This is a genomic window from Enterobacter chuandaensis (genome assembly GCF_003594915.1).
Classification (GTDB): domain Bacteria; phylum Pseudomonadota; class Gammaproteobacteria; order Enterobacterales; family Enterobacteriaceae; genus Enterobacter; species Enterobacter chuandaensis.
The window spans coordinates 1-15,022 of sequence record NZ_QZCS01000014.1 but is presented as its reverse complement, the minus strand read 5'-3'; the positions used below and the strand labels follow the sequence as shown (position 1 = coordinate 15,022).

Here is a 15,022-nt window from a genome sequence, read left to right as displayed (position 1 = left end):
CATCCTGAAAGGCCGCGCGGTTGAGTCAGTGAGCTTTGATAGTACGAGTGACAATTAAGGCATAACCATTGTCATCATCGTACTCAGCAGTATGCTCCTCCCCGGCGGAAATACGGTCAGCGGCAGCATTCAGATACCGGACTAACATCTCTGTTGAATGTGGGGAGGTTATCTGCGCGAAGACAGCAACAACCCGCTTTTCTTCGTCCTGTGGTACAGCAATCAACTTCGCCAGCTCCTCTGGTACGTTCCGCCCGGCAAATCCAGGAAAGAACCCTGGAGGCGTACTGCACAACTGACGCTGCAGCGTTACCTGTAGATCCGGGGATGCTACGGGCACAGTGCAAAGACTGATAACATTATCGTTTTCAGGGAACGGTGTGCGACTCACCATTTGCACGGCCTCTTTCAATCCCCGAACCAGATCACGTGTAATTGTCGACGTATCAGACGTCACATTGATGATCACCTGCCTGACGGGCCACATCTGTTTTTGCCAGTCTGTCATCAGTCGGCTGATGTACCACCCTTCCCGCTCACTGCCCCGGATAAGTACGCTGAGCCACGTGCCGGCGTACCCATCGTTCACTGCCGCATCTTCGCTGTCCTGCATCGTCTGCTCAGTTACTCTCGGTGATGTATAACACTGGCGCGCCCGGAAAATCCGGCGGCTGATTTTTTGCCGATCGACCTCTGGCATCGTCACGCGCAGTGATTCATCACGCGTCAGTACATAGCCCTCTTCAGTCAATGCCTTTTCCAGTTCAGCCAGTAGCAACTGGTAGTATTCCCGGTTAGCAAATGCATGAACCGCTTCGGCATGTCGGGCACTGCCAAATTGCGCCAGAGGGACAGGTATCCCCGGTCTGCTCTCCCACGCACGGCGTTCACGGCGTGCATCTGCAAGATGCTGAACAACAATCCAGCCAGCGAGTAGCGCAACGACGACTAGAATACCGGTCATGCCCTCAGTATCACGCAAACAGGTGAGCATCCCCTGCAGCCCCTGAGGGCTGGTGAAGCAGCTGATTAACGCCATGCGTTCATCTCCTCCATTCTGTTACGGATAAGCCTGACGAGGTACAGGGGAAACGCCTCATCACGTACTTCCGGCGCTATCGGCTGAAGCTGGTTCTCAGCGCACCACTGCTGCCAGGCACCGGCGATCAGCGCCGGTTGCCATGAAGCGATTTCTGGGTACAGATGACAGAGTTGATTCACGGTTTCGTCACAGCCTTTGTTATCAGCGTTGTGACCTGTCATATGCTGAGACACAGACGGCACAGCGCTATTGTGTATCAGTGACATTCGGCGCTCTCCTGCTCTTCGCCCGCAAACAACCTGTCGAGGCGCTCGGAAAGTGACATCGTCTGACCCTTTTTACGTTTCGCGCTGTCCTCGGCCCGCATGTTCTCCAGTAAGAGGTGAATGATGTAGTCCGGAAACCGTTCATCACGTTTTGACGGCTCCCGGCTGTCCTGCTGGTTCTGCACACACCAGTGGAGCCAGGCTTTGGTCACCAGTACCGGATGCCAGGAGTCAATTTCGGGGTACAGCGTCTTCAGCCGTTCTGCTGTTCCCATGCGAGGAGTTATCTCAGCGGGTTTACGCGTTTTTCTGCCGTAACGTCGTTGGGATGTGACCGCCTGACGCATTTCGGGAAACAGGTCACCTAACGTTGTTGCACTCATTTTTTCGCTCCTGATACCGGAATTTCTTCCACTTTCATCACGCGGCCGTCGCGCGATATCCGCGCGGGGATGTGTTCAAAACCGAATTTACGGGTCAGTACGCCAGACTGGTCGAAGTAGATACGTTCATTCAGCGCATCACTGGTTTCTTTGATGTTGCCGTTCACCAGGATGACCTTCACGCTGGTCTGACCGGCGAGCTGCTGTCGTGCCCAGTTCACCTGCTCCTTATCATCGCCGTCGATAAAAAAGAGCACCTGGCTGAAGGGCACCTTATCCAGAGGATTGACCGTATCGCCCTTGCGGGCGATCACTTTGCCCTGCATGTCAGTGATCGTTTCCTTCACGGTAAATGTCGGGTCCCAGGCAAAGCTGCGGTATTCCTTCGCTTTCGTGAGCCCTTCCACCGGCGTCGGACGTACCGCATGCTCCTTCACTCTTTCCGTTGCCTCTTTGCGAAGGCGGTCCAGCTCGCCCGTCTGCTCCACTCCCTTCAGGCGATTCTGGATAAACGCCAGCATGTCCTGCTCTGCAGGCTCGAAGACGTTGCCCCAGGTACCGAGATCTTTCGCCCCGCTGCCGGCGGAAAGCATCAGCAGCATCATGGCCGTCAGCTGCAGTCGTTTTTTCACTGGCCCCCCTGGATGCGTCGGGCAATATCAGCACGAATTTCATTCGTGATATCGCGCTGCGGGCTCATCACCGCCGGCTTCACCAGAACGATGGCGTTGTGTGAGGACTGCCATGCATCCAGGCTGCCGGTCAGTGCCGCGTTGAACTGCTGGGTCATTGCTTTAGCCCTGTTTTCATCGAGCTGTAACTGAGCGGACTGCTGCATGAAGAGGTCCACAGTCCCCTTCATGTCGAAGACCACCACCTCCGGGGTGACGGCTTTCGCCGTCACATATGCCACGCCTGTCATAACCAGAAGTCCCGCCAGCCCCAGCATGCTGGCTTTAACCCAGCGGGATGTCTTGCTGGCTATCGTTACACCGTCGCGGACGGTGTCGCAGTTATACGGCTTGTCCTGTTGTTCACTCATGCTGCTTTCACCCACTCTTCAAGTTCGCGAAGTTCACTACCGTATTTTTTCTCCGCCAGCAGATATGCCGCCTCTTCCGCTGTCGCTCCCGCTTCTTTCTGGGCTTTCTGCATGAAAGCGAAGTCCTCGCCACGCGAGCTGAACATGGCACGCGTCACGGGGTCGACGAACAGGCGATGGAAGGAGCTGTATTCACCGGCGTTTATCAGCAGGGAGCTGTAGCCGGTCTGCAGGGCTGGCTGGAAGCCACGGATAACTTCTTTTTCCATGTCCGAGAACTGATCCGGGTTATCGGCAAGGTACTGTTTAAACGCCTTCGCATCCTGCAAGAGGGTGATTTTGGTGGAGCTGTTGTTCCAGGCGGCTTCTGCTTCCTTACTGGCGCTGAAGTCCTTGATGCCCTGGGTGATGGTGATAAACGCCCCACGGTGACGACGCACGGTGCGGTAGCCGGTTTCGATAAACCTTGCCGCGTGTGGGTTGGAGCCACCCAGCAAACGCCAGGCCTCGTCGATGATGCAGACTTTTTTGAGGTCGCGCGGGCTGTGGTACATCTTTTCCTGTATCGCCAGAATGAGCGAGAACAGGATGGACGAGAGCAGCTTCGGCTTGTCTTCCAGGCTCAGCAGCTCCAGCACCGCGAAGCGGGTTTCACCATCGAGCGTCGGTGCGTCGGCGTTGAAGTATTCTCCGTCAGGCCCCCAGGTGCAGTAGGTATCGAGCAACATGGCCAGCTCAGCAAGGCGCGCGATGATGGTCGGCTTGTCTGCGAACGCCTGGTTCACATCCTCATTTGTCAGGTAATTATGAACGTCGTCGATACGGGCTTTGTTTGCCTTCTTCTCCCACGCATCCATTACCGCTTTTTGCAGGATCGCTTCACAGACGCCATCCAGCGGCTGCGTCGGACTGGCGAGTACCGTCAGCAGGCGCACAATCCCTTCCGCAGAATGATTAATGTCCTTAACGTTGGCGAACGGGTTAAAGCGCAGTTTAGAGCCATCGAGATAAACCCCGCCGGCCTGGTGACAGTAGTTCTTGTAGCTGTCCCCCATGTCGATAACCCAGGCGTATCCCCCGGCATTCAGTACGTCACGAAGAATGCCCTGCGTCAGGAATGATTTACCGGCCCCGGACGTGCCAGTGACGGCGATGTTAAAGTTGGTACTGCCGTTCTCTTCACCAAACATGTCGTAGAATGCAACCTGGTTCCGGTAGGTCGGCAATGGCATACCCACGTTGGACAGCTGGCGTTCGGCGACGACCGGCATCAGGCTCACTGCGTTCCATGACTTGGAGCGTAGCGTTGCCCCCGTCATCTTCAGGTCTTCCCACATCCCTTCCTGCATGACGAACGGGAAACTGGCCAGCCAGTTGCGCATCTGCTGGTACTGTATCGTCACCATTTCCAGCTCGTTCTTACGGAACACGTTGACGGCGGCCAGTTCACACTTCTGTGCCTCGGTATTGTTATCCGGGGCGAACAGGGTCAGGTTGAAGTAGGTATTGCAGAGCGCGATTTCATTACTGTGAAGCTGCTCTCGGGTACGCCGCCATTCCTCTGCAGCCTTTTTGGTGTTGGGGAACAGTGCAGCGTAGGCTGAGTTGGCCTTTTTAGACAGGTCCTGGTCTTTACGGAAAGCCTCGCTCTGACTTTTGGTCTGTTCTTCCAGCGCCGTCGTCCAGGTCAGCATAAAGGGACAGGGTATCCCGAGGTCGGGAAAACGCAGGTTCTGCAGATTGTCAGCCCCCTGCCAGAGCGCGAATCGACGCGGATTTTTAGCAAGCTGCATGTTGATGATGCGACATGCCGATGCCGGCAGGCGTGTCCCGCGCGCGTCAATGGTTTCAGGCAGCTCCATCCGGATATGCGATGGATGCACCTTCAGGTCAATCCCGGGATCAACCACCTGGCGGTTGAGCTTCTCATCCTCGTTGTAGTCCCCGGAGGACGTCAGCACCTGTTCCTGACGGTAGTTCATCTGCTCGCGTACCGCAGACAGGAATGCGTGCACATCGGTGTTCATGCTGTCGATGCGCGCGGCTCCCAGTGAGACGCGGATGGTGTTACGTATCTGAATCAGGTCATCCATCACCCGCTGCACCTGGGAAGCGCGCTTAATGGGCTGACCGTAGACAATAAAGATACGGTAGTTACGCAGGTAGAGCGGGTATTCCCGTTCGTTGGCCAGGCCGTGCAGCGCGGAACGCTGCCAGAACGCGCGGGTGATTTTATTGAGATGATCGGCCATCCCCCCTTTCCACATGTCGTTACTCACGCCGCGATCGATGCGTTCCCCGACACACTTGCTGGCAAGCATAATGACGGTCACAGGGGTCTGGCGGGGAAGCTTCTTACGTAGCATGTCATCGAGCGCGGCCATCACCTGCTCGTTCGCGCCAGGAAGCGGGGCGGCCTCCATAATGAAGCCCGCAGAGCCGGCATTGACGAAAATTTCATTCCTGTCGTCGTAATACCGGTACGGCAGCGCAGCGACCAGAGACGGATAGTCCCAGGTCTGGGAAAGGTTGTTGCGGGCCGTTGCTGCACCGTCTTCCTCTTTCCCGTTTTTCAGCATATCCATCAGGCTGTCGACAAAACTCATTTTCGGCCCTCCGCAGCGGCCCGGATCAACTCCAGGCGACGCAGCTTCTCTTCGTTCATCTGGCCGGTGTACGGTGCATCACCGGCAGTTTTAATCTGCCAGTCACGGCTCACGCTCAAAACGGCCAGCGTTTCATCATCGGTATCGACTGACTGTGTGGCGGTGATTTGCGTCGTTCCTTTCCGTGAATGGGCTAACGATTTCGCCAGATATTCGACGCCGTTCCTGCCGGAAATGTAGTGGCTGTTCATTCCCCTCCCTCCCCGATGACGCGGTAGCTTTCATCCCAGTGGGATTTGTTTTTCACGAACTCGACCACAGCCGGCTGATGAAAGTTGTCGTCCGTGTCCACCCAGGGTGCAATCCACAGGCGCTGCGTGGCGTCTGGAATACGCTGAACCGGAACGCGGCCCGCCGTGTTAACCGGCACAGGGGCTGCATGACTGGACGTGTCCAGCGGCGTGACCAGCGAACCTGACGATTTCGCCGGCGCAGTGGTCAGGGGGCGCGGTGCGACAGGCTTAGCGGCGGTGGTTCCGGTTGCTGCGACGGAAACAGGACGGAAGGGATTCACGACCGGTGCTGAATTGCGCAGTGCCGGCAGGGTTTCACCCGCAGGCTTTTTTGCGGTTTTCTCTGCCGTCAGGTCATCCAGACTTTTACCCTGAGCGGCCAGCTTGTTGGCCTCACCGGTAGTCAGGCACTGGTCGGTTGCGGTCTTGTTGCAGTCGAAATCAGAATTGAGACCGGCGCAGCCGGTCAGTGCGCTGCACAGCAGTGCAGCACCCAGTAGTTTTTTCATGGGGTAACTCCGGTTTTAATTTAAGCGGTATTCAGGGAGGGGTAATACTTAATTTCGATTATTTGCAGTTGCACTGAATCAAAGTGAAAACCAACTGCACAGCAAGGCTGCAAAACACGCCGGCATAAAATAAATCCAGCGTCAGAAAGTTCAGGTTCATCTGGATAAAGCCATAAGCAATGGTCCCTATCAGCATTCCGCCCCACGGAACGACTGAACCATACATAAGAAACCCACCATCGAGTTTGTTAAAGGCTGAGTCGCTAAAGCATACGAGGAACACGCTAAAGAGCAGGCACACTCGCCAGGAGACCCAGCCCATATCACCCACGCCTTTAAGATTGAGCGCTGCCCACACTGTCAGTTCGGTAGTGAATACCAGTGCTGGAATCAGGATATAGCGGTAGTTGTGCAGGATTTTGAGTAATGGGTAGCTTGCCATGCTGGCAGACATAAACACTCCAGTGAAATGAATTACAGGAAGACGTTGATGACATGAGCTAGTGCGCCTATGGTCACCAGGGTGAGTAATACAGTGAGCCCTCCAGTATGGTTGTAAACAGAAACACCGGTCGCTCCGGCTGTTATTACCAGTAGTGCAATGGCTCTGGTACGCTTCATTCCTCTCCGATTTTCTCGTTACCGTCAGTGACTTTATGGAGGAACTTCAGGTCAGGTTTCTTTTCTGGCCAGACGGACCTGGCTTCCTCACGATGCCAGTTGCTGACAATTCTGGCCGTCAGCCCTTCTGTTTCAGCCTGGTGCTTCAGGTGTTCCCAGGCAGAAAGGTTCAGGGGTTCATAATCAGAAAGTAACCTGTCGAATACCTCCTCCCAGCTTTCGTTGTAACGCGTGATAATTCGCTTAAATATCTCCTGACTCAGAAAAAACCAGGCAATCAGGAAACACAGTGCAAACAATGACGGGCGGAACACTGAAACCGTAGCTACCAGTACAACGATGAAGGTTGCAAGCCAAAGGAAAATGTACTTATTTCCTTGCGGAGTGGGCCGGCCAGCCTCCCATTCAGCAATATGCATCCGCATTTTCCTGAGCAATGAGTTATTACGCTCTTCATCACGCATTACGGCTTCCCCCACGAAGAGCAGCATCAGAAATGGCGCTGAACTCCGCGTCCAGCCACTGTCTGAGTCCTTCCCGTGTCAGCTTATCCTTGTGAAAAACAGAAACGGCCAGGGTGCGCATGGCATCAATATCAAGCGGCTCATATGCCCGAATTTTCCGCTGTATTTTTTCTTCCCGTGTTTCACATGCCTGTAGCAATGCGGCGAGAAGAAAAGCCATTCCAACAGCAATGGAAGCCACGGTAAGCCTCTGATTGCCTGACCAGAAGCTAAAAATCAACATCCCTGTAGCGGTTAATCCCCCTACCAAAAATAGCCAGTGGGGTTTTGTGTTTTTTCCTGCGGACCAGTCTTCCCAGTCCCGTTCAATACCCCTCAGAAAACTAATACGGTCATCTATGCGTGGTCCCTTCATTTGCTCTCCTTTTCTTCCGGTGTTACGTCTGAAGATGATGAGTGCAGCTCACGCCATATCCAGCCACCCGGCATGGTTTCAATCAGGAAGTAACCACCTGCAAAGCAGATGAGAAGTCCTATGAGCTTTACCCATATACTGAAGTGCAGCGCGAACCATAAAATGAATACTGTTACTGTGAATAACAGCATTGGGATCAATCCGGTTTCCGCCCGAAACATTATTTTCCGTGCTTTCATCTTCATTCTCTCATCAGTTGATGGTGTCACCGAGGCGCAGCTGGCTGGCCTGGCGGAGAACGTCATCCGGGTTGATGTTGCCGACTGAGGTGGTACTGGATGCCGTGGTCTGGCTCGCCGGTTGAGGAGTCACGGAGTTCTGCGCGGCGTTGCCGGCTTTCTGCAGTTCCTCTTTCGCTTTCGCGTCCTCGGCGTCCTCGATGGTTTCAAGGCGGAAGCCCTTCTGGAATACAACGGTCACCTGATTGCCGGCACCGATATCAATTACCGGGTGGTACTGCTCAGCGCGTTTAATCCAGTACTGGCTCAGCGTGTCGGCCGCCTTGCTGGCCCCGCCGCCTATGCCCTGCTTAAACACGTCGCCGGCACCGACATCCGCTGTTGCGCCGAGGCCGACGGATGGTGTAGCGGCAGATTTGATACCTTCACCAAAACCTGACAGGAGGCCTGCAGCACCGGCGTAGCCGACAATCATGCCGTTTCGCATGACTGGCTTGCCTCGAATGCCGCCTTTACCCTGGAAGCTGACATGCCCCTGAAACTCCATGTCCACGTGCTTGCCGTTTTTCAGGATGCAGCTGATGGATTGAGTGCGGACGTTTCCGCGCTCGCTGGAGATATCGCCCCACATCTCACCCACAATAAAGCAGCCGTCAGCGTTGAACTCCTTGTTGTTGGGCATCTGAATGCTGCCCTGCAGTCGGATGGTAACAGGGCTGGTATTCTGCTGACCGGTGACACTGGCGTTCGCGTCGGCCCCCTCAATCAGGACGGCATCAGAGAATGAGCCAGACGGAATCCAGGGGAGTTTGGTTGGCTTTTTCTTCAGGCTGTCGTAGCTGAATTTTGTTGTCGACAGGCCACCTGTCATGCGCTGGCCGGAGCCGCCCGGGTAGAACGCTGCGCCCTGCCCCATATTCACACCGGTGGCGGCCGGTGCACCTGCGGGGGTCACATTGTATTCGGGTGGTCGGGCCTGACCGGCAGCAACGGGACCGGGGAGTGGTGTTCCGTTCTGGCCAGCAGGTGGTGTCTGCTGGCCAGTGGTCTGGTTGCTGCCGGGGGCTTTCGTAAGCTGGTCATTCAGGCGCTGAATTTCAGCATCCTTTTCAGCCAGCTTTTGCTCGGTGGTGAGCTTGTTCTGCGCGAACTGCTGAGCAAGCGTGGCAAGGTTTTGCTCAAGAGCGGAGGTCTTTGCCTGCTGCTGTGTCAGCGCGGCATCGTTGACCTGTTCGTTAAACGTCGCGGTCACAACGCCGGTCAGGTTTGGTGTTGCAACCGGTGCGGGTTGCTTTTGTTTTTGCTGGTATTGCCCGTACCACATTACGCCGCCCGCTGCAGCTGCGCCGCCAATGATGACGGCGGCCAGGATGGCCAGCTGCTTGCGGCGGGTTTTCAGGTTTTCATTCAGGCTTATGGTCATGGGCGGGCGTCTCCGTCATCTGAAAACACAATCCAGGCATAGCCTTCGCCGCCAGCGTAGAGCTGATTCTGCGACAGCATTACGGCCCGGACACCCTTGCGCCAGAAATCGCGCTCGCGGAGGCTGCGGGTGATGCTGCCCGGGTTGCTCATCCGGAAGCGAACAACCCGCAGGTGGTTGCCCACAAACTGGCGTTCAGGCGTCAGGCGTACATCACTGGCGGGTGTGTAAGCCGGCATGCGGCTGATCGGGTATTCCTGGTAGTCGTCCGGCACCTGGCCATTGACTACGGCGCGGGATAGCGCAACCAGCGTTTTTTCATAGGTCTGCCCTTCTTCCCATGCCTTCGCATCGTCGTTCTTGCGAAGTGGTGGTGACATCGGGGTGAAGCGCAGTGTTTTGCCGTTACCCGGCTGCGGCCTGACGTTCAGGCTCAGCGATGAACCGTGGTCAGTCTGGATAAACAGAGTGAAGTTCTGGCCGACAAGCGGAGACAGGATAAGCGCTCCGTCCTCGGTCTGGCTCTGGTCATACGCACCGGTTGGTCCGCTGATGCTGGTAATGAGTTCTCCGTCTACAACAACCTTGCTCGGGTTGGTGTTGCTGAGGGTGACGTTAAAGGCGGCGTCGTTCTCAAACGGAATGGCTGCGGGTGCGGAAGCGGCCCGGAGGCCGCTGGTAAATAATCCCGCTGCCAGAAACACAGCAGCAGCTGCCGGTGAAATGCGAAATTTCATGGGCAGTCCTGTCAGTTAGTGGAAGATACCGGCTTGAGTTCTTCAAAGCTGTGGAGGTTAATCACACCGTTGTCATAGCTCAGTTTCAGTCGGTAGGTTTTTTCCTGGTCTTTCAGTGGCGTGATGATTGCGCCGTTTGTGGTGGAGGATTTCAGTACCCCGCTGTACTGCACGGAGCCATCATCCATGACGCGAATTTCTTTCGTGTCGAACTGGGTGGTGATGCCCGCTTTCTGGATGCGCTCAGTTTCTATGTCCAGGGCTTTCTTGAGTACGTCCCGTTCGGCGGAAGGGACAAATCCAAGAATCATTTTCTGGTTATGTTCGATGTTTTCCGGAGTAACGTTGAGTCGCCAGTAAATAAAGGAAGCGGCGAACTGTGTCAGACCGGTGGCATCGACACTTTTAGAATCTGATGCAAATGGGCGGTTAAACGTTAATGGCGTGGTGATGGTTTTCTGGGTTGTGGCGAAATACCATGCCAGTGACCCTGTCAGTACATTCCCTACGCCCATGAGTAAAGTTAAAGCTGAAAGACCAATAAACGCATAGCGGAGTTGTTTATCGCGCTCTCCTTTAATATTCAGTTTCATGAAAAACTATGCCCTCCAGTGCCGGAAACTTGAATCAGGTATCTGGCGAAAGGTTACTTTGAATAAAAGTGATGGCAGGTGCCAGTAACAGAAATTAAGCAACCAGTATGACCCCTGCCCTTTTTTCAGATATCTGACGATAAACCAGAGGATTCCCGCGATTACACCAAGTTCAAGTGACAAGTTGTTAAGCACCCCCAAAATCAATAGGGGTGCGGTAACAATTAACTCGTCAATCGGTAAGCCTAAATAACGGTCCTGCTGGTTCATTGTTTCCGGGAAGTTATATTTATCTCCTTCCCCATTCATCATTTAGCTCGCGATGCCGAAGGCGACACGGGTAAAGATGATTGCCATAACGATACCGACGAACACCAGTGGTGAGCGGGCCTTAATGTAAATAAACAGGCCCATGATGATTTCGGCGATGTAGAACCATTTAACCAGTGAAGAACCAGAACCGAAGGTTGAATTAACCGTGGTGTTTTGTGAGGAAAGAAGGTCAGTACCAGATGCGAATGCCGGGTGAGTGACCATAAGTGCAATTAAAAAAGCGCCTGCTGACTTTAAGTAAAATTTAGCTTTGCGATTTTCGCGTGCTTTGCGGAATAAAGACGCTACCGCCCATCCCTTACCGACGTTAAGGGCACTGCCTTTGGTTAACATGTTTGTTTTCTCCGAAGTAAACAAAAGTGAATCGCGTAAGTGCTTGTTTACGCGGGCGCAATTGTCCCATGACCCTAAAAAAAAAAAAACTGTGACGCATGTCACACTTTTTGGAATCATTCAGATTTATCCGAATATGTAAGTGAGTAGGCTTTGTTGACCAGTAAGTTCGGAAATGGCCTTCGGGATCTATAGCTATGAAAGTTAAAGAGAAAATGTGGGATGGTCGCGGCCGTCCGCGTAAGTTCCAGCCAGGTGAAGCGGTGGAGTGGCGATTGCGTGCTCCGGATAATTTGCTTATGGAGCTGAGAATATGTGCCAGAGCTGGCAACAGGAGTGTGAATGAGGAAATTATTGCCAGGCTTTTATTGTCGCTAAATTATCAGCCGGGTAAGCCAGTCATTAAAACTGCGGAGGGTGAGCGGCTCATAGCGCTAGCGGTAAGATTCGAGGAGTGGCTTGGAAAATTACTTGATAGTGAATCCGTTGAAGTTGTGGCTGGAGTTAAAACACCACTCAAGCAGGAACAATTGTGGATGTGGCGTGAGGGTGAGCGGATTTTGCTTCCAGGGAAAACAACCGGATATAGCATGCGTATTCCCGAGAATCTTGCTGATGAAATCAGGGCAATGGCGAAGGTGCATAACCGTAGCCTGAATGACGAAATGCTCACCCGCCTGATGAATACGCTGGGTTATTTTACGGAAAGGTTGCTTGACCAGAACGAGGATGCTCAGGCGCTTAAAGTTCTCTGTATGGAGTTTGAAGTTTTCCTTAAGGAAAAAATAAGGGAGGTTGAAAAAAGTGACCTCCCCTGGGATGAAAAACCGTCTCAGTGATCGATGCGGGCCGGAGTGACCGGCTCGCAGGTTTATTCTTTTTCGTTGATGAAGTGCCTTGCTTCCGCTTCGTTCTCAGCTGTGTTTATGCCGCTTATAATCATATCAAGCGTATCTTCCAGGCTGCCATCGCCGTCTTTTCCTGTCATTTTTAAATACATTTCAGCGAGTAATGTTGCAATGAGAACTGTGCCTTCACGTGAGCCGGCTGCTTTTCTTATGAGGTCTCTGCGATATCCTTCAATATCAAACTGGTTGCCATCCTCGCCATCGCGCTTATAAACAAGCAGTCCAAGCCTGATTAATTCGTTGCAGGTGGCTGATATGTTTGCTTCTCCAGCATTGGCGCCGTTTTGCAGGTCTTGTTGAACAATATCGCGAACTTCACGTTCAATTTTATCTTTAAGGTAGATGCCGACTCTTCCCATATTTCTTACCTGTTTTAAGTTAGTGTCGGAACCGACACTACATATAGCCTGTTGGTGGATTATCAGATTGCTGCGCAAAGGTGTAATGGGTTGATACTGCTGTGAATTCCTGCTCTATACAGTAGTACAATCCAGCACTATGATGTGCGACAGTGTGACACTGTGCGATATATAATTCAATGTAATTAAAGCATATCTACAATTGTACGATACATGTGTGACATACCGACACTAACAGGTATCAGGATTATACGATAGAGTAGTGTCGGTATGTACGACATTAAACGGTCACAGTTCAATAACGCGCAAATTTCTTGCAGGCATCCACCTGAAATTAAAAGAAAAATCTGCAAGACGAAGTCTTGCGTGGGGTGTGATGTTTTAAAGGGTTAGTAAAGAGCGGCATGTTAATACCGCCTACTGTTCTGACATGTTTATTTCGGACAGGTGTTAAATCCCATCAGGAGAGCGCTCACGCGCGTTTGTAGTGAATTTACTTGATTACGACGATCCGCCGGGGTATTTTTTAAAGCGCCTCTCCAGAGCCCGTTTATTTAGCTAAAAGGCCAAATCATGAAAATATCGTTACTGCCTGCTGCTTTGCTGACTCTTTCACTTTCTGCTGGCGCAGCTCCGCAGATGTGCTTTGATCAGGCCGGGAAAGATTATCAAATTGATCCGCTTCTGCTTATGTCAATTTCGATTAAAGAGAGCCATCTGGTACCAGATGCGATAAATGGATCAAACCGGAATGGGACAGAAGATGTCTGCGGGATGCAGGTGAACAGCTCTCATTACGGTAAACTTAAAAACTTCAATATTACCCGTGAGCGCCTGTTAAATGATCCATGTATCTGCGTTTATACGGGTGCATGGGTACTGGCGCACAACTTCAGGTCATACGGAAAAAACTGGGACAGCGTGGGGATGTATAATACGGGGCCGAGCAAAAAGCTCATTGCGCAGCGCAAGGCCTATGCACAGGACATCAAAAATATATATCGCGTATTACTGGCCAGAAAAAAGTTACTATCTGAACGTCTCGCGCCAGCTGCTGGAAAGGAGCATGAGATTAAAATTGCAGAAACAGCATCGTCACATAGCGGACAGTAAAAAGCCGCTCTGGTGAGCGGCTTAATTTTCAGGCCTTCAGTTTTGCAAACTCCTCGGCCATTTTCCAGAGCACCTGATTTAATTTGATGTCACCATCTATTCCGGTGACTTCCCGCGTTCTGGTCATCTTCCCTTTTTCCGTTCTGCCACGAATCCCCCCACGGATCACATTTTCCTGCACCACGTTAAACGTGGTCCATAAATCCTGGCCTCTGTCGAGCACGCGGCGAGGGTTAATAATTTGCTCCGGTGTAATCGGCGCTGGTTTTCCATCGTACTTAAGTTCCAGGGCGGTCGCACCAAAAAGGCGCTGCTCAGGCAAAGTGAGCTGAATGCTTTTCATGAGGTCAATATTTTCATCAACCGCGTCAAATGTTTTCAGCACCGTGTAAGCGCCTTCAATAACCTGCCCGACAATATCCCCTTTGTGGGGTACGCGGATTTCACCAAAATCCTTCCATGCAACCAAACCATTACTGCAAACCTGACGGAACATACCGGGGATCATTTTATAGCTGCTTGAACCATCATGGCTATTCAGCAGAATAATTTCCGGTACTTCTTTTCCGTTAATCTGGTCATGACGGCGCAGGCGAAGCATATGCTTTGTAAAGTCGCGTTTATCCTGGTCACGTGTACGTGACTGAGTGGCATAATATGGCTGAAAACCTTCATCACGTAAGCGATCAAGAATGTTAATGGTCGGGATATACGTATAACGTTCAGAGCGTGAATCGTGTTTATCCGATGAGAACGCGCTGGGAACGATGCGCTGTAATTCATCATTAGTCAGCGGACGGTCTTTACGGATCGAGGTAGGCATACGATAACGGCTTGCGAAACTGACCATTTTTATTTACTCCTGATTATTTAGTTAGAGATGAAGAAATAACGCGATGAAAATTATCCAGCGGCATTGCAGCTGCCACCGGGCGACCATCTACAAACCAGACAGAGATATAATCCGGGCATTCGTCATTTATTAACGTCAGCTCAGTGGCATTCTCTGGCGGCGTAAAAATTGCCGGTTGTGGCTCCCCCTCCGATGCAGCCAGGACCCAGCAAAACAGATCCGTGAACTGGGACGTGGTGAGGTTTGAATCACATCTTCCGGTAGATTCTTGAGCGGCGGTTTTGACGTTGACGTTTCGTGTGTGCATCCTGGTTTTCTCCTGTGGTGATGGCTGGCCATCTCCCTGGTGAGTTCTCTCGCGGCAAAGGGCAAAAGGAGCAACGGCGAAGGGAGGAAGGAAAGGGGCGGAGACGAAAGTTTTTGCGGCACGCAAAAAGTTTTGGCGGAGTGCATTTCACCCCTTGGATGACGACCCGACGGTGCTACAAGC

The 15,022-nt window shown here is 52.7% G+C and carries 22 protein-coding genes; 2 read left to right on the top strand and 20 right to left on the bottom strand.

Translation table 11 applies throughout. The features are described 5' to 3' along the window. Nucleotides 1-25: 25 nt before the first annotated feature. The 17 genes from D5066_RS18305 to D5066_RS18225 all read right to left on the bottom strand — a co-directional run bounded on the left by D5066_RS18305 (nt 26) and on the right by D5066_RS18225 (nt 11,299). Nucleotides 26-1,039 carry a hypothetical protein gene (locus D5066_RS18305; protein WP_119916817.1) on the bottom strand — a complete coding sequence of 338 codons (1,014 nt, stop codon included), beginning with the start codon at nt 1,037-1,039 and terminating at the stop codon, nt 26-28. Next, the gene (locus tag D5066_RS18300; RefSeq protein WP_119916816.1) at nt 1,030-1,308 is read right to left on the bottom strand and encodes a hypothetical protein; all 279 of its coding nucleotides are present in this window, start codon (nt 1,306-1,308) and stop codon (nt 1,030-1,032) included. Before D5066_RS18300 ends, D5066_RS18305 begins: the two co-directional genes overlap by 10 nt. Then, nucleotides 1,299-1,691 carry a hypothetical protein gene (locus D5066_RS18295; RefSeq protein ID WP_119916815.1) on the bottom strand — a complete coding sequence of 131 codons (393 nt, stop codon included), beginning with the start codon at nt 1,689-1,691 and terminating at the stop codon, nt 1,299-1,301. Before D5066_RS18295 ends, D5066_RS18300 begins: the two co-directional genes overlap by 10 nt. After that, a complete protein-coding gene (gene traW / locus D5066_RS18290; protein WP_119916814.1) occupies nt 1,688-2,323 on the bottom strand; it encodes a type-F conjugative transfer system protein TraW in 636 nt (211 codons plus the stop codon). Before traW ends, D5066_RS18295 begins: the two co-directional genes overlap by 4 nt. Further along, a complete protein-coding gene (trbI, locus tag D5066_RS18285) occupies nt 2,320-2,733 on the bottom strand; it encodes a type-F conjugative transfer system protein TrbI (protein WP_119916812.1) in 414 nt (137 codons plus the stop codon). Before trbI ends, traW begins: the two co-directional genes overlap by 4 nt. After that, nucleotides 2,730-5,339, bottom strand: coding sequence for a type IV secretion system protein TraC (gene traC, locus D5066_RS18280; protein ID WP_119916811.1), 2,610 nt, complete (start codon nt 5,337-5,339; stop codon nt 2,730-2,732). Before traC ends, trbI begins: the two co-directional genes overlap by 4 nt. Continuing rightward, the gene (locus D5066_RS18275; RefSeq protein WP_119916809.1) at nt 5,336-5,590 is read right to left on the bottom strand and encodes a hypothetical protein; all 255 of its coding nucleotides are present in this window, start codon (nt 5,588-5,590) and stop codon (nt 5,336-5,338) included. Before D5066_RS18275 ends, traC begins: the two co-directional genes overlap by 4 nt. Beyond that, complete coding sequence (gene traV, locus D5066_RS18270) at nt 5,587-6,141, bottom strand: type IV conjugative transfer system lipoprotein TraV (RefSeq protein WP_119916808.1); 555 nt, start codon at nt 6,139-6,141, stop codon at nt 5,587-5,589. The genes D5066_RS18275 and traV overlap by 4 nt, the downstream gene beginning before the upstream one ends. Nucleotides 6,142-6,199: 58 nt before the next feature. Then, on the bottom strand, nt 6,200-6,595 hold the full coding sequence (locus tag D5066_RS18265) for a hypothetical protein (RefSeq protein WP_119916806.1): 396 nt from the start codon (nt 6,593-6,595) through the stop codon (nt 6,200-6,202). Nucleotides 6,596-6,758: 163 nt separating this feature from the next. After that, nucleotides 6,759-7,226, bottom strand: coding sequence for a hypothetical protein (locus tag D5066_RS18260; RefSeq protein WP_133300917.1), 468 nt, complete (start codon nt 7,224-7,226; stop codon nt 6,759-6,761). Continuing rightward, on the bottom strand, nt 7,219-7,641 hold the full coding sequence (locus D5066_RS18255; RefSeq protein WP_119916803.1) for a hypothetical protein: 423 nt from the start codon (nt 7,639-7,641) through the stop codon (nt 7,219-7,221). Before D5066_RS18255 ends, D5066_RS18260 begins: the two co-directional genes overlap by 8 nt. Continuing rightward, nucleotides 7,638-7,886 (bottom strand): hypothetical protein, encoded by a 249-nt coding sequence (locus D5066_RS18250; RefSeq protein ID WP_244288152.1) that lies wholly within the window; start codon nt 7,884-7,886, stop codon nt 7,638-7,640. Before D5066_RS18250 ends, D5066_RS18255 begins: the two co-directional genes overlap by 4 nt. Nucleotides 7,887-7,893: 7 nt before the next feature. Then, nucleotides 7,894-9,297 carry an F-type conjugal transfer pilus assembly protein TraB gene (gene traB, locus D5066_RS18245; protein WP_119916888.1) on the bottom strand — a complete coding sequence of 468 codons (1,404 nt, stop codon included), beginning with the start codon at nt 9,295-9,297 and terminating at the stop codon, nt 7,894-7,896. Between the two features lie 2 nt (nt 9,298-9,299). Next, nucleotides 9,300-10,040, bottom strand: coding sequence for a type-F conjugative transfer system secretin TraK (gene traK, locus D5066_RS18240; protein WP_119916801.1), 741 nt, complete (start codon nt 10,038-10,040; stop codon nt 9,300-9,302). Between the two features lie 11 nt (nt 10,041-10,051). Continuing rightward, the gene (locus D5066_RS18235) at nt 10,052-10,633 is read right to left on the bottom strand and encodes a TraE/TraK family type IV conjugative transfer system protein (protein WP_063444076.1); all 582 of its coding nucleotides are present in this window, start codon (nt 10,631-10,633) and stop codon (nt 10,052-10,054) included. Between the two features lie 6 nt (nt 10,634-10,639). Beyond that, a complete protein-coding gene (gene traL / locus D5066_RS18230) occupies nt 10,640-10,942 on the bottom strand; it encodes a type IV conjugative transfer system protein TraL (RefSeq protein ID WP_032641335.1) in 303 nt (100 codons plus the stop codon). Nucleotides 10,943-10,945: 3 nt separating this feature from the next. Continuing rightward, a complete protein-coding gene (locus D5066_RS18225) occupies nt 10,946-11,299 on the bottom strand; it encodes a type IV conjugative transfer system pilin TraA (RefSeq protein ID WP_032645467.1) in 354 nt (117 codons plus the stop codon). Nucleotides 11,300-11,496: 197 nt separating this feature from the next. On the opposite strand from D5066_RS18225, the gene D5066_RS18220 reads away from it, so the two are divergent. After that, nucleotides 11,497-12,138 carry an Arc family DNA-binding protein gene (locus tag D5066_RS18220; protein WP_119916799.1) on the top strand — a complete coding sequence of 214 codons (642 nt, stop codon included), beginning with the start codon at nt 11,497-11,499 and terminating at the stop codon, nt 12,136-12,138. Between the two features lie 32 nt (nt 12,139-12,170). Here D5066_RS18220 and D5066_RS18215 read toward each other — a convergent pair whose 3' ends face one another. Continuing rightward, a complete protein-coding gene (locus tag D5066_RS18215; protein ID WP_119916798.1) occupies nt 12,171-12,566 on the bottom strand; it encodes a relaxosome protein TraM in 396 nt (131 codons plus the stop codon). A 573-nt stretch (nt 12,567-13,139) separates the two neighbouring features. Here D5066_RS18215 and D5066_RS18210 point away from each other — a divergent pair. Further along, complete coding sequence (locus tag D5066_RS18210) at nt 13,140-13,679, top strand: lytic transglycosylase domain-containing protein (RefSeq protein WP_119916796.1); 540 nt, start codon at nt 13,140-13,142, stop codon at nt 13,677-13,679. A gap of 28 nt (nt 13,680-13,707) precedes the next feature. On the opposite strand, the gene D5066_RS18205 is transcribed toward D5066_RS18210, so the two are convergent. Together D5066_RS18205 and D5066_RS18200 are read right to left on the bottom strand one after the other, a co-directional pair. Then, nucleotides 13,708-14,529, bottom strand: a complete 822-nt coding sequence (locus D5066_RS18205; protein WP_015572081.1) for a DUF932 domain-containing protein — start codon at nt 14,527-14,529, stop codon at nt 13,708-13,710. A gap of 16 nt (nt 14,530-14,545) precedes the next feature. Then, nucleotides 14,546-14,839, bottom strand: coding sequence for a hypothetical protein (locus D5066_RS18200; protein ID WP_119916887.1), 294 nt, complete (start codon nt 14,837-14,839; stop codon nt 14,546-14,548). Nucleotides 14,840-15,022 lie beyond the last annotated feature (183 nt).